The sequence below is a fragment of the Streptomyces melanogenes genome, from assembly GCF_014649795.1.
Lineage (GTDB): Bacteria > Actinomycetota > Actinomycetes > Streptomycetales > Streptomycetaceae > Streptomyces > Streptomyces noboritoensis.
In genome coordinates this window covers 1-21,608 of sequence record NZ_BMTS01000039.1, presented here as the reverse complement: position 1 = coordinate 21,608, position 21,608 = coordinate 1, and the positions used below count along the sequence as shown (strand labels likewise).

At 69.3% G+C, this 21,608-nt stretch carries 19 protein-coding genes and 2 pseudogenes; 12 read left to right on the top strand and 9 right to left on the bottom strand.

Annotated features, from left to right (window positions below; translation table 11 throughout):
• Window positions 1–219 precede the first annotated feature (219 nt).
• The 6 genes and pseudogenes from IE252_RS39610 to IE252_RS39585 all read right to left on the bottom strand — a co-directional run bounded on the left by IE252_RS39610 (window position 220) and on the right by IE252_RS39585 (window position 5,320).
• The gene (locus IE252_RS39610; protein ID WP_190094354.1) at window positions 220–2,370 is read right to left on the bottom strand and encodes a DUF2637 domain-containing protein; all 2,151 of its coding nucleotides are present in this window, start codon (window positions 2,368–2,370) and stop codon (window positions 220–222) included.
• 311 nt (window positions 2,371–2,681) lie between these two features.
• A pseudogene (locus IE252_RS43705) lies at window positions 2,682–2,855 on the bottom strand (DUF5999 family protein); the annotation flags it as partial.
• 198 nt (window positions 2,856–3,053) lie between these two features.
• Complete coding sequence (locus IE252_RS39600; RefSeq protein ID WP_190094352.1) at window positions 3,054–3,362, bottom strand: WhiB family transcriptional regulator; 309 nt, start codon at window positions 3,360–3,362, stop codon at window positions 3,054–3,056.
• A gap of 165 nt (window positions 3,363–3,527) precedes the next feature.
• Window positions 3,528–3,719: a hypothetical protein gene (locus IE252_RS39595; protein WP_190094387.1), complete on the bottom strand. Its 192-nt coding sequence runs from the start codon at window positions 3,717–3,719 to the stop codon at window positions 3,528–3,530.
• Between the two features lie 303 nt (window positions 3,720–4,022).
• The gene (locus IE252_RS39590; RefSeq protein WP_190094351.1) at window positions 4,023–4,646 is read right to left on the bottom strand and encodes a hypothetical protein; all 624 of its coding nucleotides are present in this window, start codon (window positions 4,644–4,646) and stop codon (window positions 4,023–4,025) included.
• 470 nt (window positions 4,647–5,116) lie between these two features.
• Window positions 5,117–5,320 (bottom strand): helix-turn-helix domain-containing protein, encoded by a 204-nt coding sequence (locus IE252_RS39585; protein ID WP_190094350.1) that lies wholly within the window; start codon window positions 5,318–5,320, stop codon window positions 5,117–5,119.
• 159 nt (window positions 5,321–5,479) lie between these two features.
• Between IE252_RS39585 and IE252_RS39580 the strand changes: the two genes are divergently transcribed.
• The 7 genes from IE252_RS39580 (at window position 5,480) to IE252_RS39550 (ending at window position 11,483) form a co-directional block, all read left to right on the top strand.
• A complete protein-coding gene (locus IE252_RS39580; RefSeq protein ID WP_190094349.1) occupies window positions 5,480–6,019 on the top strand; it encodes a UTRA domain-containing protein in 540 nt (179 codons plus the stop codon).
• The gene (locus IE252_RS39575) at window positions 6,020–6,787 is read left to right on the top strand and encodes a GntR family transcriptional regulator (protein WP_190094348.1); all 768 of its coding nucleotides are present in this window, start codon (window positions 6,020–6,022) and stop codon (window positions 6,785–6,787) included.
• Between the two features lie 376 nt (window positions 6,788–7,163).
• On the top strand, window positions 7,164–8,318 hold the full coding sequence (locus tag IE252_RS39570) for an XRE family transcriptional regulator (RefSeq protein WP_190094347.1): 1,155 nt from the start codon (window positions 7,164–7,166) through the stop codon (window positions 8,316–8,318).
• Between the two features lie 20 nt (window positions 8,319–8,338).
• Entirely contained in the window at window positions 8,339–8,899 is a 561-nt protein-coding gene (locus tag IE252_RS39565; RefSeq protein ID WP_373298686.1) for a cysteine hydrolase family protein, read from the top strand.
• Window positions 8,896–9,807, top strand: coding sequence for a Rossmann-fold NAD(P)-binding domain-containing protein (locus IE252_RS39560; RefSeq protein ID WP_190094345.1), 912 nt, complete (start codon window positions 8,896–8,898; stop codon window positions 9,805–9,807). The genes IE252_RS39565 and IE252_RS39560 overlap by 4 nt, the downstream gene beginning before the upstream one ends.
• Before the next feature lie 363 nt (window positions 9,808–10,170).
• A complete protein-coding gene (locus IE252_RS39555) occupies window positions 10,171–10,353 on the top strand; it encodes a hypothetical protein (RefSeq protein WP_190094344.1) in 183 nt (60 codons plus the stop codon).
• Window positions 10,332–11,483, top strand: a complete 1,152-nt coding sequence (locus tag IE252_RS39550; RefSeq protein ID WP_190094343.1) for a damage-control phosphatase ARMT1 family protein — start codon at window positions 10,332–10,334, stop codon at window positions 11,481–11,483. Before IE252_RS39555 ends, IE252_RS39550 begins: the two co-directional genes overlap by 22 nt.
• A 1,306-nt stretch (window positions 11,484–12,789) precedes the next feature.
• On the opposite strand, the gene IE252_RS39545 is transcribed toward IE252_RS39550, so the two are convergent.
• The gene (locus IE252_RS39545; protein WP_190094384.1) at window positions 12,790–13,317 is read right to left on the bottom strand and encodes a hypothetical protein; all 528 of its coding nucleotides are present in this window, start codon (window positions 13,315–13,317) and stop codon (window positions 12,790–12,792) included.
• 230 nt (window positions 13,318–13,547) lie between these two features.
• On the opposite strand from IE252_RS39545, the gene IE252_RS43700 reads away from it, so the two are divergent.
• Window positions 13,548–15,827 carry a hypothetical protein gene (locus tag IE252_RS43700; protein WP_229849107.1) on the top strand — a complete coding sequence of 760 codons (2,280 nt, stop codon included), beginning with the start codon at window positions 13,548–13,550 and terminating at the stop codon, window positions 15,825–15,827.
• 260 nt (window positions 15,828–16,087) lie between these two features.
• Here IE252_RS43700 and IE252_RS39535 read toward each other — a convergent pair whose 3' ends face one another.
• Complete coding sequence (locus tag IE252_RS39535) at window positions 16,088–16,279, bottom strand: hypothetical protein (RefSeq protein ID WP_190094342.1); 192 nt, start codon at window positions 16,277–16,279, stop codon at window positions 16,088–16,090.
• A gap of 201 nt (window positions 16,280–16,480) precedes the next feature.
• On the opposite strand from IE252_RS39535, the gene IE252_RS39530 reads away from it, so the two are divergent.
• A complete protein-coding gene (locus tag IE252_RS39530) occupies window positions 16,481–17,236 on the top strand; it encodes a DUF5131 family protein (protein WP_190094341.1) in 756 nt (251 codons plus the stop codon).
• On the opposite strand, the gene IE252_RS39525 is transcribed toward IE252_RS39530, so the two are convergent.
• A complete protein-coding gene (locus IE252_RS39525) occupies window positions 17,223–18,323 on the bottom strand; it encodes a three-Cys-motif partner protein TcmP (protein ID WP_190094340.1) in 1,101 nt (366 codons plus the stop codon). The two genes, IE252_RS39530 and IE252_RS39525, sit on opposite strands and share 14 nt — an antisense overlap.
• A gap of 503 nt (window positions 18,324–18,826) precedes the next feature.
• Between IE252_RS39525 and IE252_RS39520 the strand changes: the two genes are divergently transcribed.
• The 3 genes and pseudogenes from IE252_RS39520 to IE252_RS39510 all read left to right on the top strand — a co-directional run.
• Window positions 18,827–20,389: a hypothetical protein gene (locus IE252_RS39520; RefSeq protein WP_229849106.1), complete on the top strand. Its 1,563-nt coding sequence runs from the start codon at window positions 18,827–18,829 to the stop codon at window positions 20,387–20,389.
• 412 nt (window positions 20,390–20,801) lie between these two features.
• The gene (locus IE252_RS39515) at window positions 20,802–20,957 is read left to right on the top strand and encodes a hypothetical protein (protein ID WP_190094339.1); all 156 of its coding nucleotides are present in this window, start codon (window positions 20,802–20,804) and stop codon (window positions 20,955–20,957) included.
• Window positions 20,958–21,264: 307 nt separating this feature from the next.
• A pseudogene (locus IE252_RS39510) lies at window positions 21,265–21,608 on the top strand (undecaprenyl-diphosphate phosphatase); the annotation flags it as partial.

Sequence of the window (21,608 nt, the reverse complement as noted above, 5' to 3'; positions counted from 1 at the left end):
GGGGTCCGTGTCCCCGAGGCTGTTCCAGCGGGGCCGGGGCCGTGCTCGGTTCGGGCCTGGTGGCCGCGCCCCCGCTCGGGGCGGGCGCGGATGACCGGCCTGCCGGCCGTGGCCGTCACCGCCCCCGCGCTCAGGGGGCGAGCGCGTGGGCGGTGGCGACCATGAGCGGCAGGGGATCTCACAAGGGGGTGAGCGCCGGGGCGCTCACCGGGCGCTCGGTCACGCGCTCGGGGTGGCCTCTTCGACCTGAGCGCGCAGGCGCTGGGCGGTCGGTCGGGAGACCGGTGTGTCGGACAGCCTTGCGTCGGTGAGCGCGTCGCGGATCTCGGTCCACTCCGGGCGGCGCCCGAGCTCGGTGTAGAGCAGACGGATACGAGCGTGACGGCGCTCGGTGAGCGCGTCACTCTCGCTGCGCGTACGAGCGCTCTCCGCTCGGTGAGCGTCTGTGCCCTGCGTGGCGCGCTCACCCTCGTGAGCGCCACTGGTGAGCGCCGGGCGCTCACGCTCGCCGCGAACCTCGCCCGGGGTGAGCGCGCTCATGTCGGGGTGAGCGTGCTCGCGCTCGTCCACGCGCTCGATGGTGTGAGCGTCCTGGGGAGTGAGCGTGTCGGCGAGCGCGGCAGGCACGGAACCGAGCTTGAGCGCCATCCGCTGCTCCAGCCGGGCCTTGCTCCGCCACCGCCAGCCGTACTCCTCCTTGAGCTGCGCTCGCAGGTAGGTCTGCTCCTGGAGCCGGGTGAGCGCCTCCTCGTAGGAGGTGATCTCCCACAGGATCATCCGGCGGCGAAGCCGCGCGGTGGGGATCGGGGCGAGCAGCCAGCGGCTGCGGCGCACCGTCTCCATCCGCCTCGTGCCGGTGACCGCGCCGATCCTCGTGGCGTACACGTGGGAGGCGATCTCCGAGAACACCACCCACAGCAGCGTGAGAGCGGCGTGCCCCAGACGCCCCGACATGCTGTCCGAGGCATGCCAGTTCAGGTAGACGGTCACCGCCGTCAGCGCCCTCGGCACCCAGCGGATCCAGCGCAGCTCCATGCCCGTGCGGATCAGGACCAGATTGGCGCCGGTGAACGCGGGGATCGCGACGTCGATGCCGACCGGCAGCAGCCACGGCCAGTCCCAGCCCCACCCCGTCGCCTTGGTCTCCAGCGCGGTGTAGGAGGAGAGCAGACCGAGGGTGGAGACGACTGCGGCGGCCAGGACGATCGCGACCACGCCCACCAACTCCTGCCCGGACAGCGGCGGCACACCGCCGACAGGCCGGGCATCACGGCGGGCCTTGCGGCGCGCGGCGCGCGACTCGGTCCGGATTTCCCGGCGCCTTGCCCGCTGCACGGTGCGCTGCGTCGCCGCCTGAAGGATCCGCTCGCCCTCAGCTCGAGCCGACGCGGCGGCGGCCTGGTCGGCCGTGGCCTGCGCCGCCGCCTCCCGGGCCACCTCCGCGTCGGCTTCGGCGCGCTCACGCAGCCGGGCAACGTCCGTGCCGACGGCAGCCCGCAGCTCCTCAGCGGACCTGCGGGCATCGGCCAGAGCGCGGTCGGCGTCCTGCCGAAGGCCGGCGGCCGTTTTCTCCGCCCCGGCCCGCACCAGCGCGGCCTGGCCGTCCGCGCGCTCACGCATCCGCTCAGCCTCGCCACGCGCCCGCTCCAGGAGCTGTTCGGCGTCGGTGATGGCGCGGGTGCGGGTCTCAGCCGTGGTGCGCTCCGCGCTGGCCAGCAGCTCGGAGCGCGCGGTCGCCGCGTCAGCAAGGATCTTCGCGGCGGCCTGCCTGGCCTCGGTCCGGATCTCCCCCGCCTTCGCGGCCGCCGTGGTGGCGACCTCTTCCGCCTGACAGCGGGCGTCGGCGAGGACCTGGTCGGCCTCGCTGGCCGCCGTCGCCGTGACGGTGTCGGCCTCCCGGCGTACGTCGGCGAGCAGCTGCTGCGCCCCTGCTTCGGCGGCAGCGCGGACCTGGTCGGCGTTGGCGGCCGCCGTGGTCGCAGCCTCCGTACGAACCTGATCGGCATCGTGCTGAGCGCCGGACAGGATGCGGGCCTGGTCGGCGATGGCCGCCTCGGTGATCGAGGCGGCCTCGGTGCGCGCGCCGTCCAGCAGTTCGGCCGCGCGGCTCTCGCCGTCGGCGAGGATGCGGGCGACGTCGTCGACGGCCTGGTCCCGGAGGTCAGCGGCACGGTCGGCGGCGTCGGCCAGGACCGGGTCAGCTTCCGGGTACCCCACCAGGACAACGGTCCCGGACGCGATGCCCACGGGGGCGGCGGGCTGGGCGGGGATGGAGGCGGGCGGCGTCGGCGCCTTGGCACGCCCGTTTACGCGGGGCTTCGCGGCGGGCGCGGCCTGGCGCCTGCGTCGGGTGGCGGCCTTGGGAGCCACGAGGGTGTCCTCTCTTCTTTTCCGGCGCCTCCGTGCAAGAGGTCACCGCGGGTCGGCGTCGGTCGGTAGGGTCGTGACCAGGCCCTCCGAGGCCCCGGCAGCTCTAATGCCGAGGACTCGGAGGGCCGTCTGCCGGGGCGGTCAGTCAGTGCCAGGCGGGCAGGGAAGGCGAGCCGTCAGGCCGGTCGGTGATCCGTGGAGCAGTCGGCCCCAGCCGCGCCGGTCTTCCCGCTGCCCGGCATGCCCCCGATGAGCGCGTGGGTTTCGGCGCCCAGGGACAGCCGCGCGCCGCCCCCGGCAGGCACGTCGGTGGGCCGGTGCGGGGCGATGACCTTCCCGTCGGGGAGCAGCTCCCCGGTGTCGTCGAAGACCAGGACGCTGTTGCACAGCAGGCTCCAGCCCTGGCCCGGGTGGCTGGCCACCACGACGGCGGCCTCCCGGTCCGGGCTGTCGGCCGAGGGGCACGCCGGTGTGTGGGTACACAGCATGTTCGGCAGCCGGGTGGTGCCGGTCGCGGTGGTGTCGAGCTGGGTGCTGTTACGCATGGGCTCTCCTACAGGGAAGCCCGAGACGTTCCCGGGCTGGAGACGTGCGAAAGGCCGGGCCGCCCGCCGTGCGGGCGACCGCTCTGGGTGAACGGCCTGGTACGGGCGCCGAGTCGACTGCGCGTCCCGTCCTGCGGGTCAGGCGGAGGGGCGACGGCGGGCGGCGCGGCGCTTGATGCGGCGGCGGTCGTCCTCGCTCATTCCGCCCCACACACCGTGGGGCTCGCCGCTCTCGAGCGCCCACTGGCCGCAGGTCTCCAGCACCGGACAGCGCCGGCAGACCGCCTTGGCCTCCTCGATCTGCAGGAGCGCCGGGCCGGTGTTGCCGATCGGGAAGAACAGCTCGGGGTCCTCCCGCGTGCAGGCCCCGGATTCCCGCCAGTTGGTGTTGACCGGCAGGTCGGCGGCGGGCGCGTAGGCGGTACGTACGATGGACGAGCGATTCATCAGGGCCTCCCAGAAGGTCCGGTGCAAAAGGACGGCCCCCAGGGCGGCCACCCTGGGGGCTGTTGCGTGTCTGGCGGCGGCCGGATGGCCGGAGCGGGGCGACCTCCCGACGCTCTCCGCCGACCCCGCCCCACGAAGGGGCGGAGACGACGGGCAACACCGGGGTCAGCGCTGCTGCTTCGACTGATGCTTGCGGTAGGCATCCTGGAGCTTCGCAAACCGGTCGAGGATCGGCGCTCCCTCCGCACACGGCGTCTCGCCCAGGCAGGCCGGGCAGGTGGCGGTGTGTTCGGTGGAGTCCTTGAACGCCTTCATGTACCGGACGAACAGGTCATCCGCCGGGCGGGCAGCGGTCACCAGCCACGCTCCGACCGTGCGTTGGCCTCAGCGACTTTCCTGCTCAGCTCGGCACGCTCTTCGTCGGTCATCACTTGCCTCCCCGCGCCCGGCGCAACGCCTCGTCCATGTCCGGGTCCGAGTCCGTGGGGCCGTGCGGGCATGCCATCCTGTGATCCATCAGGTCCTCCAGTCAGGTCCTGGACAGCCCCGGGGATTCCGCCCCCGGGGCTGTCGCTGTTCTGGCCGCCGTACGAGCTGCCACGGCCCCGGCCGCCCCGCATCGAAGGGGGCGGCCGGGGCCGTGGTCGATCGTGCGGGCCCTCAACCCCTATCGGCGTCGCGCCTGTCCGAGGCGGCGTGCGCGGTCCGGACGACGAACCCTTGGCGGGTGAGGTGGACCGTTGGGACGTTGCGGGTGGTGCGGTACAGGTCGGGACGACGGCCGCGCATCCCCTGCTGGGCGAGACCGGACGTCCGGGCAGCGAGCTGGCGCCCCGCCGTGCACGGCGTGCCCGCCGCGCACGGCGAGCAGCTGGCGCGGTGCTGCCGCAGAGCCGTGCGAAGCTGCCCATACAGTGGCGGGACTTCGGCCTGTGCGATGCGACTGATCAACCTTCGCAGCTCCATGACCGTGGCACAGTGCCCGAGGCGGCACTGCGAGCAGTGGTCCTGGAGGTGCTCGACAAGCTGCTCGCGCGGGCCCCGAGCAGCAAAGTTCATCTGGACGATTGCAGGTAAATTCTGCGGACGAGGCTTGCGGACCGGGCTGGTAGTACGCCGACTGGTCGCCGTGCCCTCCGCGGCGAGCAGCCGCTCGGCCCACTGCTCAGCAGTGATGTCGATCGCGATGCGCTGTGCGCTGCCGGGGCAGCGGCGGCCGTTAGAGGGCTTGGCCTCGGCAGAGGTGTCGCGGTAGCGGCGGCCTTCGGGCTTCGGCTGCTCCACACCGTCACGGTGCGGGTGAATCATCGATCGTGTGAGACGGTGCCAGGTTGCACATTCGGGGCAGACGACCATGCAGGCCTCACCCTCACGCAGATTGAGGTGCTCGGGGCGAAGGGTGCTGGCATTGATGGGCGCGCGGCCGTTGTGACGCATCGAGGGACTCCCCTGGGTAGCGATTGCGTTCTCCTACGGCCAGGAGCCGGGCAAGACCCGGTTTCCTGACCGGCGGGCAGCGCAATAGCTGCGGGTGGCTCACCTGGCTGTGGCTCCAAGGGACCGCATCGAACTCGTCACCAAGGCCGGCGTGTAAGCACGGGCAGCCAGACATATGAAGTTGATCGGGACACCGTGGGTCCGGCCCCCTCATGCAAGGCGGACGACTCACTGCGGTGGTGCGCTTGCTTGTCCGCCCCGAAGGAGCGGCGACACCTCTGTTTGGTGCGATGGAACTCAGGTGTCGATCGGATCTGCTACGCGCCGGTGGCGATGGCCGCCCTGGCGAGGTGCGCTTCGAGCGCCTCGGGCGGAATGCGGATCGCCCCGCCGCGAGTCATGGCGCCTTGCCTACGCGGACGGCCGCTGCGGATCGCTTCGAGTTCACCGTCCTTGATCAGTCGGTAGACCGTGGCGGGGTGTACACCGAGGGCGACGGCGACGTCTCTCACACGCAACATGGCAACCTCCCTTCGTTCTGGGGCGCTCTCAACGAGCACACGGCAACTGTACTCATCAAATCGATGCAGTTGCAATAGCTTCAGATGCCTCTCGCTGTACTGACTCAGGTAGCAAGGCGATAATCTGGGCATACGGACGGCACTGGCGAGGAGGAGCTCATGGCAGACGAGTGGACGAGTGAGTCGTCCTCGTACTTCACGCCTCGAGAACCGGGCCAGGGTGACGCCTGGGCCGAAGAAGCAGAACGGTCGGGAAAGGCGGGTACCCACCGCCTCTCCGAGGTCGTCGAATGCGTCCCACCTCAGCCCATTGCCACGGCCCTCAGGCTGGAGCCCGGCGAGCTTGCTGTCGTCCGGCGCCGTGTGGTCGAGCTCGACGGGAGGCCCATTGAGCTCGCTGACTCCTACTACCCGCTCCGCGTCGCCCAGGGCACGGCTCTCGCCGAACATCGCAAGATTCCGGGCGGGGCGCCTACCTTGCTCGCCAGGCTCGGCTACACCCCGGCCGAAGTGGACGAGGACGTCTCGTGCCGAGAGGCAACGAATGAGGAGCGGGCCGCGCTGAACCTCGGCCCTGCTGAATGGGTTCTTCTCCTGGGGCGGCTCTCCATCGATCAAACCGGCCTCCCCCTGGAGGCGATGCTCATGACCATGAAGGCGCAGGGGCGACACCTGCACTACAGGATGCGGACCAGCTGAATGGCGAGACCACACGAGGACACCCGGCCCAGCCACAAGCAGATCGCTGCCGAGCTGCGTGCGCTGATTCTCTCCGGGGACATGGCGCCGGAAAGCAAGGTCCCGTCCGTCCGCGACCTCATCGCCAAGTACGGCGTCGTCAACCAGACGGTCCAACGGGCCCTGAAGCTCCTCAAGGACGAGCAGCTCCTCGTCGGCAAGGCCGGCTCGGGCGTCTTCGTCCGGGGAACGACCCAGCAGGTCATCGATCCCGCCTCGTACATGCCTCCATCCCCAGACGGCGCGCCGTACAGCTGGGTCACCGAAGCTGCGAAGCGAAACCAGCACGGGAGCACCGAGCTTCTCGATGTCGCCGAGGTCGAGCCTCCCGCCCAAGTAGCAGAGGTCTTCGGCCTCGCAGGGGGCGGCACTGCGGTTATGCGCTACCGCCTCATGCTGCTCGATGGCGAGCCAGCCGAGCTCATCCACTCCTACTACCCGCAGGACATCGCTCGCGGCACTGCTCTGGCTCACCGTCGGCGTATTAAGGGCGGCTCTCCCACCCTGCTCGCCGACATGGGCCATCCGCCGAAGGATGCCGTCGACCGAGTATCCGTTCGGGTCCCCACCCCCGAGGAAGTACGACTCCTGGAGCTCCCCGAGGACGTCCCGGTGCTTCGCACCTTCCGGGTGGTCACGACGGGCACCGGACAACCGATCGAGGTGTCGGTCATGGTCAAAGCTGGGCATCTGTACGAGCTTCAGTACAAGATCCCCTGCCAGCCCTAGGCCGATCCGTTCTCTGCCTTGCGCGATGGGTTGCTGCTCCTCCAGCCCGCGCAGAACCTCACCGAGGAGTTCGGCTCGGCCTTCTTGGAACGATTCGGAACCAGGAAGGTACGCAGATGCCGTGACAGATGAGCTGTAGACGTCCCGCCGGTCCAAGTGCGGTGCCAGGGCTGCCCGGTCCGTTGGCCCTGCGTCGCTGGCGACGTAGGGCGGCACTACTCGCATCGGCGTCTCCGGTTGCTACTCGACGACTCTCTGGTCAAACAGGTTCCGGATATGGGGTGTTGGGGGAGAGGGCCCGGTGTAGAACTGCTGTGGAACCAGCGTGGAATCTCGGATCGTCGTGCCTGGCCCAGGGCTGGCAAAGGGGTGTCCAGTGATCACCGTGAGCGAGTGGACGGGCGAGGAGGCTCTGCTGCTGCGCTCGGTCAAGCGCGAGTCCATCCGTGAGTTCGCAAAGAATCTCGGTATCAACCCCCGTACGGTGACGTCGTGGAAGTCCAGTCCGGGAAGAGTATGCAGGCCAGCCATGCAGCAGATCCTCGATATCGCGCTGGCTCAGTGCACGGCGGATGAGCGGGAGGCCTTCCGCATGCGGCTGGCAGCGCTACGGGGAGAGCACTCGCTGAGTGATGCTGGCGCACAGCCGGGTCCTTGTTCGCTGGTATCGCACAAGTTCTTGCCGGTGCACGTCGGCGAGGCGCTGGGGACGCTGTACGCCGCGGGTTCGCCGAGAGCCCCGGGGCCGGGCGGGCTTGAGAGCCGGGTACTGCCAGGCTGCCACCGCTTGGCGCGCGCGTCAGCGGTGCACCTCTACGCATGCGGGACCGCCGTGGTGCATCTGGAGGAACACCTGCGCTTTACGTCGCTCACCGAACTGGCCGTTTGGCGGTACCGCTCCTATCCGAAAGATCGGGCGTGGGCCGGGAAACGGATCCGGGAGCTTCTCCTGCAGTACTCATCTGATGAGCCCGTTGCGGTGGATCCGGAGTATGTGCTGTCCGCATACGAGCTGCGGGAGCACTCGTGGGCTGGCCCTGGGTTGGAGACGGCGTTGCAACTGCTGACTACACCGTCGGTGTTGGTGAACCGGCAAGATCCGGCGAACGTCGCCCCACTGGGGTCCGGTGTGGAAGACGCCAAGTTTGCTGATGGATGGGCCCACCCGGAGGCGGTCGCTTTCGGCGGCGGAGTATCGCAAGGGGTGGCGGGGTGGTCAGGAGTTGCCTACTACCCGCAGCGAACCGAGCGGGCGCTGACGATGAGCGAAATCGTGGCCTTGGAGCTCGACGCCCAGGCTCTATGGGCGCTCTCGTCGCACATTCTGCACGTGATCGAGTCTGGCCAGGACCCGGTGATGCCGGACGCCTACGGTTGGCGCTATCTGCGCGGCGCCTCCTCTCGGCTCACCGCTGCCCGTCCCACGGAGACCGCGCAGCATCGCGTGATGCGTGAGGCAATCCTGGCGACAAGTGAACTTCCTGATCGGCTCCGCGCCGCACAGGATGCTCTTCGGGACGGCAATCCGTGACGGCCCTGGGAAGGCGGACAGTGGATCCTTGCACGACGGCGCTTATCGTTATCGACGTGCAGAACGGCTTCGTCAATCGGCACAGTCGTGACGCGATCCCTGCGATCGCACATCTGGTGCAGCGATGGCAGGAGGCCGGTGGCCCGGTGGTATTCGCGCGTTTCCATAACGCGCCCGGCTCGCCGTACGAGCGGATCACTGGGTGGACGGATCTACGCACGGCCGAGGAACAGGCATTCGTCGACGAACTCGCCCCGTACGTGGTGGAGGCTGCCGCGGTCATCGACAAAGGGCAGTCGAGCGTTTTCACCGCCGACGGAGCCCAGGTGTTCCGCGAGGCAGGGTGGAGCGACCTGGTGCTGTGCGGGATCGACACGGACTCCTGCGTCTACGACTCAGCGGTCGATGCCTACCACGCCGGGTACCGGCCGTGGATCGTCACCGACGCCTGTGCCTCCACCGGCGGTTCCCGATATCACGATGCGGCGCTACTCCTGGCGGCCCGCAACATCAGCGCCGGCCAGCTCGTCACCAGCGAGACTATCCTTCAGCAGTTGGGCGCTCAGGGAGCCTGCGCATGAGCCAGGCGCAATTCGACGCGGACCTGCTGATCGTCGGGGCGGGCCCGGCCGGGGTAGCCGCCGCAGTGATGGCGGCCAGTCTGCAGCTGCACACGATCGTGGTGGAGCCCGCACGCGTCGGCGAGAAGCTGCACCGCATCGGCTCCGTTGAGAACGTTCCCGGTGGCTGGTCTGCTGGCCCTGAACTGGCCGCAGCCCTGGAGCAGGACCTGGCCCAACTTCAGGCAGGTGGACAGTGCCGCCTCGTGCGGGCTCGTGCCGTTAGAGTCACCGGCCTCGACGATCGGGCGGAACTCGCCCTGGACGATGGTCACGTGCTCACTGGGCGCGTAGTGGTTGTCGCCTCGGGTGTTTCCGAGCTGCTGCCCGCTGATACGCCCTGGACATCCGTTCCCCATCACTTCGAGCCCGCCCCGCTCTGGCGGGCGTCCCCTGACCACCTCACCGGGCTGACGTATGTCCTCGGCGCGGACCGGCCGCTCGGAACGTGGCTGCGGGCTCACGCCGATGCGCGGACGCAGTTGAACGTGCTGTGCCCACCCGGCGACGACTACAAGGCAGCCGAAGTCGCCGCCGACGAGCGCGTGCGGCTCGTGCCCGTGTCCCACGTGGCCATCACACGGTCGACGTACGGGCCGCCCTGGACTCTGCGGGTGAAGGACCGAAACGGCCAGGAAACCGCGTACGCCGTCACCACCGTGCTGAACAATCTCGGCACCAAACCAGCTGCGTTCGAGGGACTCATCCAGGGCGCCGACGGCTACTGCCCTCCCCCAAAGCAGCACCCTAGGATCCTGATAGCAGGCGACATCCGCTCCGCCCGCTATCAGCGAATTGTCACCGCTCAGGGGTCAGGGGCCGAGGCCACGCTCGCCATGTACTACGACCTGGCGCTGCTCCGTCCGTAACGGCCGTCCCGGCCAATGGCTCAAGGGGCTGTTACTGCCACGCCAGTTCCACACTGCTTCCACACTCGTTCCTCTGCCACGACCGGCCGCTCCGCCAGGCTGTCCAGGCCCGGGCGAGAGCCGGGGCAAACGCGTAGCCCAGGCCTTGGAGGCGACATGCCTGGCGGGAAGACGGTTCAGGAGCAGCTCACCGAGTTACGCGGCGGACCAGCAGAACACACGACCTGGTACGGCTGCGGGGTCAATCCTTCCTCCATGAGGAGCGTTTGAGGCTATTGCAGCTGTATCGATTTGCTGAGTACAGTGACCATCCTATCCAGAGGAGGTGCACCGGCGTACGGCTGCCGCCCGCACCGTGGAGCCGTGTCGCTCGACGCGCAACAGCAAATGGCCGAGGTCCGCATCCACGACAGTCTTAATTGCGCGGCCTACGACCCCGCCCGCAGTCGCATCCTCGTCGGCAGCGCCGTCGGCGTGGTCGCCTTATATCTCGACCTGACCCACTCCGAGAGGGATAGACGCTTATGGCTCAGCAGGCTCCGGTGATCATTTCAAGTGAGTCGCCGTTCGCCAGTGATGTGTTCGCCAAGCGGCATCCGGCGCTGATCGAACGGCTTGTTGAGGCCTGGCCCTTCGGTCCGGAGCAGCTTCGAGCATTGTCCGAGCTCGCGGAAGAGAATGTTCACGGCGTGATCCGCCCGCTTCCGGATGATGCCGCTGACGCGGGGCTCTGGCGTGGCTGGGGGAGTGGGGTGTACGGACGGCCGTGGGCGCAGGTGCCGTTCCTTTGGGCGGAGTCGTTCTTCTACCGGCGCCTTCTCGAGGCCACCGGCCACTTCGCCCCTGGGCCATGGCAGGGGGTCGATCCCTTCACGCCTTTCAAGCGGGCCGAACTCGCGGGTGAGGTGGTGGCGTCGGAGATCGCTGCGCTCGACGACGTGGCCGGCCTGTCTGACGATGAGCTGGGGCAGGCGTTGCTGCTGTCGAGTCTCTGGGGCAACCGCGCCGACCTGGGCTTCCAGATCACAGCGGGCCGGGGGATCGAGGCGTCGGGTCTGGTGGCCGACGACAGCGCCCGCCTGTGGGATCTGCTCCGCTCGACAGGCGGCGGAACGGTAGCAGTGATCGCGGACAACTCGGGCAGCGAGATGGTCGCCGACCTCGTGCTCATCGACTATCTCCTCGGGCACGGCCTGGCCGACGAGGTCGTCCTGCACGTGAAGCCTCAGCCGTACTACGTCTCTGACGCCACGCTCGCCGACGTCGCCGACTGCCTGCGGGAGCTGCAATCCAGCAAGGGCAGGGCGCAGGCCGTGGGCAAACGGTTGCGCAAGGCAGCCTCGGCCGGACAGTTGCGCGTGCGTGCACATCCGTTTTTCTGCGCACCGTTCGACTTCGCGGCCATGCCGGCGGAACTGCGGCAAGAGTTCACGTCGGTCACGGTGACGATCCTGAAGGGGGACTTGAACTACCGGCGGTTGATCGGTGACCGCTGGTGGGAGCCCACGATTGCGTTCGCAGAGGTGACGGACCATTTCCCTGGCCGGGTCGCGGCGCTGCGCACGCTGAAGTCGGACGTTGTTGTCGGCCTCGGCCCGGACGCTCTCGCGGAGCTCAACACAGTGCCTCGCTGGCGGACCTCGGGCACTCACGCTCTCGTACAGGTGCGCTCGTGATGAGAGGCCGGGCGGCCACGCCGCGCACTGAGTTGACCCTCACGGTTGGCCTCGCGTCCTCGAGGTCAACTTGCTGCGTAGGCTGCCGGTCCAGGTATCAGACGGGTGTCCGACACGGCGTCACCGATCGTCACCCGGTGGTGTGTCGGGGGAGTAGGGTGGCCTCGGACTTGATCCGTATTGCAAAAGAAAAAGCCCCCTCTGGACTCTGGCAAGTCCTCAGGGGGCTCTCGGCCGGGAGAACTCCCGGCCCGGCGAACCACCTGCAGAGGAGGCGGTCGCACGATGCAGGGTACCCGTACCCGCACGTGGACACACACCACCCCGCCGTGGCAGCGACCTGCAAGCGTCGCTCCGGCGGGCATTCCGCGTTTCCGTGCCGCCGTCTCCGGCTTGGGCCTGGTAGTGCGCCAGTCGGCCCGACTGAGCTTCCGCGTTGAGGGACAGCGCAGGAATGTCACGTTCTTGGGGGCTGCTACGTCGTAGCTGAAACGAGGCGGCTGTCCCTCGCCGGGACCATCAGCCGCCGGGACGCCCAGTTCGCAAGGTGTTAGCGCACCCCGGCTGAGCGCCCCCTCTGTCACTGGGCGGGTTTAGCAGACCCGCCCTAAGGGGCCGTCCGAACGGTTAGCAGCCGTCCCGGACGCTCGTACTTGGTTCTCCCCTGAACCACGAAGCACCCACGGGGGCTTCGCTGTGCCGTCTTGGCGATGCCTCCACGACAGGAGTCATTGTGCAGGACTGCCACGCCCTTTTCCAGCCTAGATACGTCCGATTGGTCAGGTTTTGCCTGTCGGATGTGCACCACGTGACACGCATCTCCTATCGGGAGTGCACCAGATGCGCCATTGGTCCGACCGCACGCAGCACACCGGACGACGGGTGTTCGACTGCCCGCGGCGGTGTCCGTAGGCGGCGCTCCGATGCGTGGACTCTGTCCACAGGTACGTGCCCGCAGCATCTCGGGATGATCCTTGACTTCACCACTCCGAGCGCCGGTTCGCCGGGGCCGGACACGGTGCTGTGCGCCAGGCGGTTCGCTCCGCACGCGCGCGAAGCCTTTGTCCCTTCAGGCGGGACGGAAAACAAGATTGCTGCCCGCTGTGCGGGAGGGCCGGGGGTGATCGGGGCTGAGCGGGCTCTGTCGACAGGCCGTCCGGTGCAGGGTCGGCGGATGGATGAGGAAACCGGGGGTGTCCGCTTTGACGCGTACATCTGCCCAATGACTCAGACGAGCAGTTCGTGTGCCCGGCAGCGACAGCGGCGTGCGTGCCGTTTCCGGCCGCACCCGCTGGCTGTGCGTCGTTCAGCCAGCAGGTGCATCCGCCTTCTTCTCCACGAAGGCCCACTGGCCGTCAGCAGCCGAGAGCGGTGTGCCCGGGGGCACGGTCGTCCACAGGGACCCGTCGTCAGCGACCAGGAGCAGTCCCTGCGCGTGGAGGGAGTGCAGGGACTGCCTCGCTTCTTCAGGCGAGCAGTTGAGCGGCTCGGTGAGCTGGGCTGTGAGTTCGCTGGTGTTGAGGATGACGTCGAGGTGGCCTGCGGCGGCGAAGGGGAAGCGCGGGCCGTACATGGTGCGGTACTCGAGCATGATCCGCATCGTCTTCGCTTCGTCGGAGTCGGGACCGAATTTGTCGACGATCTCGTTGATGAGGCGGTTGTCCTCGCCTTTGGGCGCGTGCCAGTCCTCGTAGTAGAGGCCGGGAGGGCGCATCGAGTACAGGGTGCGCGGACGAGGGGTCCTGACGGGCTGGGGTCCGATGCGCTCGACTGCGGCTGCGCGGCGTGCGGCTTCGCGGGCGCGGCGTACGGCGGGGTCCTTCTTGGCTGCCATGTACGTCACAACGAGCAGCGTGGTGGCAGGTTCCCCGTGCCGCCGATGGGTCGTTCGAGCCTAGGGGTGTTCCTGTGACGGCGCCGGGGACCGTTGCCAGGTACCGCGCGTCGGGTACTCGCCGAACGCTGTTGGGACCGGTACCGGTTCAGGCCGGTCCGGTGGAGGTGTCGGTGCCGGGTCGTCCGCTGGCGCTCGGGCGTCGTACTCGGGCAAGGCTGCGGGCTGCGGTGCGTGCGCTGCTGGGCGTGGCTGGGCTGGGCGGTGCGTCGGACGCGGTGCGCCTGGCGGTGCTGGTGCTGGCGTCGCGGACGCCGTCGGAGACCGGTGTGGTGAGGATCCGCACGGGTGAACTGGGCCGGTGGCTGGGGCTGTCGGCGTCGTATGTGGCCTCCGAGGTGCTGCCGGTGCTGCGCCGCTCGGGCGTGGTGTCGGTGGAGACGGCGGCCGGCGAGTACGGCCAGGACGACGGTCTGGAGTGCCGGGTGCTGCCGCTGTGGGCTGCGCAGGATGTGGTCGGGCACCCGCTGGCGTTGTCGAAGAAGGAGCTGGCGACGCTGCTGCGGCTGGTGGAGGCCGTGATGGCGCCGGGCTGGACGCATCGGGACGGGCGGGTGACCCCGGCCGGGCTGATCGGTACGCGTACCGGTCGGGGTGCGGCGACGGACCGCCTCGCGCTGCTGCTGCTGGTGTTGGAGGCGCGAGAGACCGGGCGGGTGCGGCAGCGCGGCGGGACGGTGGACACCAAGCGCGGCCGGGCGGCGGCGACGGTGGCCCGGCTGCTCGGGTGCACGGCATCGGCGGGGGAGCGGGTGCTGGAGCGCCTGGAGGAGCGGGAGCTGGTGCTGCGGGTGCGTGTGCGGACGGGGTCCGGGCTGGCGAGCCGGTCGCGGCTGATGGTGCCGGCGGTCGCCAACGCGCACGGCCGTACGGTCGCCGACGGCGTCCGGGAGGACTGTGCGGAGGCTCCGGGGCTCGGGTTTTCAGATCCCGACGTTGCGGCAGGGGCTGGTGAGCTGTCGGAGCTGGAGACGGAACCGCAGGTCAGCAGGGTGCCGGTGACGGATGTGGCGGGTGTTGCAGAGCCCGATGTTGCGGCAGTCCTTCACACTGATCACCCTCACCTGGCTATGGCCGTCGTTCCTCCGCAGCTCTCTGGTGGTTTTTCCGGCGAAGGCCGTCCTGGGACCGGTCGTCTGCCGGACCGCGCGTGCGTGCGCGGGGACCAGGCCATCGACGGCGAGACTGCCGCAGCCACCACCGGGTTGCCGGTGGCCGGGAGCGGCCCGCTTCGCGGGGAAAAGCCGAAGGATTCCCCGGTCGATGAGCAGGTAGGGCAGCACGCTGCTGTGGCTGGAGCCGGTGGGCGGTCGAGGGCCGTGGGCGGTGGAAAAGTGCAGCAGCGGAGGGTGGGCCTTCCGGCTGATCTTCGTCTGCGGGTGGCGCTGGGGCCGGTGTCCTGGTTGTGGGAGCGGCTGAGCGGGTGGCAGCAGGACCAGGTGGAAGCGGCCACGAGGACGGAGCTGGCCCGTCTTGAGGGGCTGTTGGCTTTGCCGGGTGGCGCGCCGCGGCTGCTGGCCGACCGGCTCACCGCCCGGCTTCGGGAGACCGGCGGCGAGGCGTTGGTCACCGGTCCGTACGGGTGGCTGATCCGGCGGGGGCTGGTCCAGCGGCCCTCGTGCTCGGACTGGCGCTGCGACGACGGGATCCGGCTCGACACCGGCACCGGGTGCGAGAACTGCGCCAACGTGGTCCACGTCCGCCGTGCCCACCGTGCGCGGATCGGCGCGGACATCGACCGGGAGCTGCCCGGCCTGGGCGACCATGAGCGCCAACGCGTCCTCGAGGAGCGGCTGCGTGAGCAGGTGGCCATCGAGGCGGAGGACCTCGCGCGGCGGCACGAGCAGGCCGTAGTCGAGCAAGCCCGCCGCGATGCCGCCCGTGCGGTCGCTCGGGAGCGGGAGAAGCGCGAGCGCCAGGGCGCGGCCGCCGCCGAAGCGGCCCGGCAGGCCCTGCCGTGCGAGGACTGTGGCCTGCTCGAAGCGGCAGGGCTGTGCCCGGCCTGCACTTCCCGCCGAAGCGGCGACAGCATGGTGCGCGAGGCCGTCGCCCTTGCCGTGGCGGTGCGCGCCGATCTCACGGATCCGGCTGCGGTCGAGGAGATGATCCAGCGGTGTGACGAGGACACCCGCGCTCTGCTGGCGGCGGTGTGCGAGCGGGCCTGCGGCCAGGATGCTGAGCCGGCGCTGCTGGCGTATACCGCGCCGCAGTTGGCTCAGCGGATCTGTGACGAGCGGCGCCAGTCGGCGCTGTGCCGACTCGCCCGGTCCGAGGAAGTGGTGGCAGAAGCTGACGCCGTCTACGCGGCCTACAGGCGGCGCCACCGCCACGGGAGCGAGGCAGACGCCGAGCGGGCAGCAGAAGAGGCCGCCCTGCGTACCGCTCAGGTCCTGCTCAGCAGGCATCTGGAGGAGCTGGATGCCGCTCGTTGCCGTGCGGGTGCAGCGTGATCGGGGACAGGCCCGTCGGTCAGGGCCCGAGGCGGCGTCGTCATGAGCCTGCGGGGGCGGTACGGAACCGGGCTGGTTCCCCAGCAAGGTCGTGTGGAGGCGGTGGCGGGCGGGGCGCGGCAGCACTCGGCAACCTCGATCAGAAGACCGAAGCCCACGGCCGCAAGGCTGAAGCCACGGTCGTGCTGCCCGCGCCGCGTCCGGCCGTCGTCGCCCCCGTCCCGGAACGGGGCGGCGTCGACGGCGACCAGGAGCAGGGGTTAGTCCTTGAGGAGCTGACCCGCGAGCAGGTCCTGGACCTGCGTGTCCGTGCTGCTAAGGATCCTCAACTGGTGGTGGATCACATCGAGGGATCCGCGCGCCATCTGTACACGAACCGACTCGTTGACCAGGTGCAGCGCCTTGACGGGGCCCGGCACCTGGTCCTGCACAGCAGCGCGTGGGGGCTGCATGAGGAAAGGGTGGTTCGGTGGGCTGCGGGCCCGTGCGGCAGGAGTGTGGTGCCGGGGCGCAGGAGGACGGCGCTATGCGTGAGGAGGGGTTGGCTGGGATGGCAGCAGTGGTTGGATGGCGGGGTATCGGGGGCCGCCGCCCAGTCGTTGGACTGGGCAGCCCGCACCGGGCGGGAGGGCTCTGCGCCGGGGAGGCCGGGGATGAGTGACCGGAGCACGATCGAGTGGACCGAAGCGACATGGAACCCAACGACCGGGTGTGACCGCTTATCGGACGGGTGCGACAACTGTTATGCGTTGACGCTGGCCAAGCGGCTGAAAGCCATGGGGTCGGCGAAGTACCAGAACGACGGCGACCCCCGGACCTCGGGACCGGGGTTCGGACTGACCATCCATCCCGATGCGCTGTCGGTTCCGTACGGGTGGCGGGCACCCCGGACGGTGTTCGTGAATTCCATGTCGGACCTGTTCCATGCCCGCGTGCCGCTGGACTTCGTACGCCAGGTCTTCGAGGTGATGGCGGGCACGCCACAGCACACCTATCAGGTCCTTACCAAGCGGGCCCGGCGGCTGCGGCAAGTTGCGGGAAAGCTGGAGTGGCCGCCGAACGTGTGGATGGGCGTCTCGGTCGAGTCGGCCCGGGAGCTGGAGCGGGTAGACGACCTGCGGCAAGTACCCGCCACCGTGCGGTTCCTGTCGTGCGAGCCGCTGCTGGGGCCGTTGGGCGGACTGGACCTGTCCGGTATCGACTGGGTGATTGCAGGAGGTGAGTCTGGGGTGGGGCACCGGCCCCTGGACCCGGCATGGGTCGCCGATATCCGGGATGTCTGCGCCGAGGCCGGGGTGGCGTTCTTCTTCAAGCAGTGGGGTGGGCGTACGCCCAAGGCGGGCGGCCGGATGCTGGACGGGCAGACCTGGGACCAGCTGCCGTTGACCGACGCGGTCAGGGCACACTGACCAGGCTCTTGCGGGTGAGTTTCCCGCTGGGATGCACGGTCACTGCTCCGTCCTGCCGCATCTCACGGACCGCCCCCAGTGCGTGGGTGGCTTTCCAGCGAGACGTTTCGGTCAGCAGCCACCGGCCGATTTCCTCGACCGTCGCTGGGCCGAGCGCCAGCTTCTGTTCCACGAGTTCGATCAGTTCGGGGTCACAGCGGTCGGCGCCCTGGAAGAGGTCCAGCTGGCCGAGGGGGATGGCACCGCGGGTGCGCGGGTCGCGGAAACTCATGCCGTCGCTGTCGTCGACCTTCCACATTGCATCCTTCATTGCCTCCAGGCCCTTGGGGCTGCCGGTGCCGAACACGAGGTAGAGGGGCTGCCCGGTGCGGGGAACGAGTTCGAACTGCAGGTGGAAGCCGAATCCGGCCCGCTGCAGGGCATCGCGGTAGGTCTGCAGCCACACGCGCCAGCGTTCGTCCGTGCGTAGTTCCGCCTCCGCGGGCGTCCAGAATTTCCGGCCGCCGAAGACCTGGTCGAGAATGTCGGCGTTGAGGTCTTCGCGGCGGCTGAACCAGTTGGGCCCGAAGGTGGTGATGGTCTCGCTCGACTTGTTGCGGGCGATGCGGGCCATCACGTCCAGCGGGACGTTGACGCTGCCCCAGCTGTCGAAGAGCCCCAGGATCGGATTGCCCCAGGCCCCGAACCGGGTCAGCAACGGGATGCTGTCCCGGCCGGCTTCACCGCAGTGCACCTCGACCTGGACAGGCAGGCTGCCGAGCGGACCGAAGCGGTTAGCGAGCTCGCCCAGCAGGTGCTCGTAGCGGGCCGGGTCCTTCTCGATGAAGATGAGGCGGACACGGTCACGGCGCAGATGCATGCGGTCGGCAGCGCTGTGGTTGAGCAGGCGGTCCAGGGTGAAGACGGGCGAGCCTTCCTCATCGCCGAGGTAGCGGCCGGGGCCGGCAAATGCGTCCAGCAGCGTCACCCGTGGGCGCATCCAGCCGTTGGTGGGCTGGAGCAGGATGGGCCACCACGCGTCCAGGTAGCGCTTGTACAGCCGGTGCTTCGCCGCTGTCGCTGCTTCCAGCTTCCATAACACGCCCATCGAGCCCCCACCCCTTGGCATGTGACATGGACCATTGCAAGGATTGTCTGACGGGACATCACCCAGCGCCAGACGGCATCCAGGGCCCGACGGCTCGCGGGCTCGCATCATGGCGGCGCATGCCGTCCATCCGCCCCAGTCCGGCACGCAGCCTGCTCTGCCAGTACGGGTGCCGGTGCCGACGAGGCCAACGGTCCAGAAGCACCTGAAGTCTTGCCGCTACTCAAACACCGGCCCCATAGAGCGCGGAGGAGGCGCTCAACTACCGCAATGTCCCAAGCCGGAGGGTTCAAGTACCTCGGATCCCTACATTTTCCGATCATGGCGCGCGCCTTGCTCGCCGGTGGTCTGGAGGGCGAACCGGCGTCGGTGGCACGATGAGACGGGCCGAAGAGGGCGGGGGCGCGGCATTGGGCAACGGCGGGATATCAGGCGCAGACCGACGGCAGATCCAGACGGCAGTGCTGGGCAGTGCGGACTCGGAGGAGCCTCTGGCGCTTCCGATGGAGGCGATCGAGCTGGACGCCTTCCGCCACTTATATGCGAGCGACACTTTCTGGTGCGGGACCCTGCTGGGCGGCTGCGGCGGTCAGCTGACCACGAAGCTCTACACCGACCGGGTCTGTCACTTCGCCCATCACCCCGGCCCGGACGGCTTGCCGCACGTGTGCGGGCGTCGGGCCCGCGGCGTCTCCAGTGCCGACCACCTGTACGTGAAGTCCGCTGCCGCGGCGTGGCTGCACCAGCGGGGTGAACATGCCGCCTTCGCCTTCGCTCAGCCCGACGGCGTGCCGATCGGCTCGGTCGTCGACATCCAGCTCACCCACTATCGCCTGCGCATGCACCTGGACCAGGCGGTGCCGCCGGTATGGGATGACGAGAGCGAGCCGGTCCTCGGTCTGTCCGTGCCGGTGGATCGCGACACCCTCATCGAGCGGTGGTACGTACACCGCATCCGTCTGGAAAGCCGGGGCACCACCCGTCAGATCCGGATCGGAACCGAGGCGTTCGCCCGGCCCATCGAATGGTTCGGCCTGGAGGACTGCGAGATCACCAGCCGCGGCTTGTCGACGCCAGCGGTCCAGAAGATCATCCAGGCTCACAGCGCGCCTTCGGCACCGAAATGGACGCCGGGCAAGAAGCAGGACTCTGCGCAGGACACCCGGGCGCAGGAGCTGATGCGCAAGCTGGTCTACGCGCGCCGGATCGAGTCCATCTCCCTGGCGGAGTCGGCGTGCGCCGAGAGCTCGGGTCTTGCTGGGGTGAGCCCGCTTGTCCAGAAGAAGCTGGATTCCGCCGTACGCCAAGGACGTTGGTGGATAGAGAAGCAGGTTGGCGAGCGGCACCAGTTGTTCACGAATCTGAACCAGGCTGTGGTTGATGGGCACTGGCGACGGGTCCGCTTCCTGCTGCCGCGGGCCAAGGCAACCACCAAGGCCGACAGCTCCGCGCCGGAGGACCATGCGATCGCGTCAGCCGCCGACTACCTCATCGCCGTGACCAAGGCCAACAGCAAGCATTTGAACGCACTCCTCGACGGCCTTGGCTGTCTGCCCCGGTACATGGACGCGAATGCCTTCCACACGAAGGTCAGCGAAGTCCTGAAGGCGGCGCGTGAGGTGGACAACATCGGTCCGCAGCGCCAGGCGCAGATCGACATCTGGAGGAAGCGTGCCGGTATCCCGGACAAAGCCGAGCAACCACGGCGCCGACGTCAAAGCGGAAAGGGATACCTCTACCGGCAGCTCGCCGGCCAGGACCAGCTAAAGATGGGCTGCCCCCGCTGTGGTGCCGACAGTGGGCGCCCGTGTCTCGCGGACACCACAGCCCAGGAGGCACAGGGCGTGCCCCACGACGAGCGAGTCAAACCGATCATCGCGCAGCGCGAAGAGCGACTGCGCGCCCTGCGGCCATGGCGGGTGTATGACGTGACGTGCCCGGACTGCGGCCAGGGCGCCGAGGCCCGGTGTACCACACCCGGAGGTCCGCACCGCTCCCGTATCGAGCTGACCAACGACCTCAACCGCCGCCGCAAGCCCCATCCCGCCTCCGAGGGCAAGCAGTAAGCAGCCGGCGGAGTGTGGGCGGGTTGCACGGCCCGATCAAGGATCCGGTGGGCTGGCTGATCGGCCGGGGTCTGCCGCAGCGTCAGCTGTGCGCCGAACCCAGGTGTGACGAGGGGGCCTTGCTCGACTCCGGCCAGGGCTGCCCACGCTGTGAGGACCGGCAGGCCGACGCCCGTGACCGGCGCCGCACGGTCGCGGCCCCCGTCGACGCCGCGATGCCGGACGCATCCAGGGCGGAGCGCCGAACGGCCACCGACCGGCAGGTGCAAGAGACCGTGACCGCCCAGGGGTGGGCGAAGGTCCGCAGGTGGGAGCAGGTTCGCGAGCGGCAGACCGCCGACGCGCAGGCCCGGGCTCACGCAGCCGAGCCGACCGACGACACCGTGCGGCCGCGCCGGGCACCCCGGTGGTCGTGCTACCCGCGCCGCGCCCGGGGGGCGTCGTCCTCGAGCCGGAGGTCGCCGACTTCGCGGTCGTCGACGTCGACAAGGAGCTCGTCCGGGAGGAGCTGACCCGCGAGCACCTGGACTGGTGCCCGCGCGGCCGCCGACCACCAGCTGCTGTTTGACCACATCGACCGGTACGGCGAGGCGTCGGCACAGCGGCTGTTCACTCGCGCGTTCGTCGCGATGGTTCAGCGCCTGTCGGGCCTCGGGCATCTGGGCCTCGGCTGCACCTGGTGGGAACAGGCATGAGCGATGGGACCTGCGGTCCTGCCCGGACGACGACCCCCGCGCTGCGGGTTGAGCGGAGCACCGATTCTGGCAGCGTTTCTCGAGGATCTGTGCCCGGCACCGCTTCAAGGAGCTCGCCGGGCCGGCCGTCGGATCGTCGTGCCCGCAACCGTCTTCATCACCCGGGATGGCCCACGCCCCTTGTCTTGGTTCGAATCGTTCATTCTCGGGCTTGTCCAGGGGCTGACGGAGTTCCTGCCGATCTCCTCCAGCGCGCACCTGCGCCTCACCGCGGCCTTCGCCGACGGGCAGGACCCGGTGCCGGCGTTCACCGCGATGGACGAGGCGGGCGGTCGCCACCGCGCCGCCAAGCAGCGCAAGTAGCTCCAGGACGTGAGCGTCAAGGACGGACTGGTGTACGGCATGTGCCAGGCCATGGCACTGATCCCGGGCGTCTCCCGCTCGGGCGCCACCATCAGCGGCGGCCTGCTGATGGGCTACACCCGCGAGTCCGCGGCCCGCTACTCGTTCCTGCTCGCCATCCC

Excerpts from the sequence above, each read along its gene's own strand:
- IE252_RS39600 (WP_190094352.1), bottom strand. The coding sequence starts at position 3,362 with ATGAATCGCTCGTCCATCGTACGTACCGCCTACGCGCCCGCCGCCGAC.
- IE252_RS39585 (WP_190094350.1), bottom strand. The coding sequence starts at position 5,320 with ATGTTGCGTGTGAGAGACGTCGCCGTCGCCCTCGGTGTACACCCCGCC.
- IE252_RS39580 (WP_190094349.1), top strand. The coding sequence starts at position 5,480 with ATGGCAGACGAGTGGACGAGTGAGTCGTCCTCGTACTTCACGCCTCGA.
- IE252_RS39575 (WP_190094348.1), top strand. The coding sequence starts at position 6,020 with ATGGCGAGACCACACGAGGACACCCGGCCCAGCCACAAGCAGATCGCT.
- IE252_RS39560 (WP_190094345.1), top strand. The coding sequence starts at position 8,896 with ATGAGCCAGGCGCAATTCGACGCGGACCTGCTGATCGTCGGGGCGGGC.
- IE252_RS39550 (WP_190094343.1), top strand. The coding sequence starts at position 10,332 with ATGGCTCAGCAGGCTCCGGTGATCATTTCAAGTGAGTCGCCGTTCGCC.
- IE252_RS39545 (WP_190094384.1), bottom strand. The coding sequence starts at position 13,317 with ATGGCAGCCAAGAAGGACCCCGCCGTACGCCGCGCCCGCGAAGCCGCA.
- IE252_RS39535 (WP_190094342.1), bottom strand. The coding sequence starts at position 16,279 with ATGCAGCCCCCACGCGCTGCTGTGCAGGACCAGGTGCCGGGCCCCGTC.
- IE252_RS39530 (WP_190094341.1), top strand. The coding sequence starts at position 16,481 with ATGAGTGACCGGAGCACGATCGAGTGGACCGAAGCGACATGGAACCCA.
- IE252_RS39525 (WP_190094340.1), bottom strand. The coding sequence starts at position 18,323 with ATGGGCGTGTTATGGAAGCTGGAAGCAGCGACAGCGGCGAAGCACCGG.
- IE252_RS39520 (WP_229849106.1), top strand. The coding sequence starts at position 18,827 with ATGGAGGCGATCGAGCTGGACGCCTTCCGCCACTTATATGCGAGCGAC.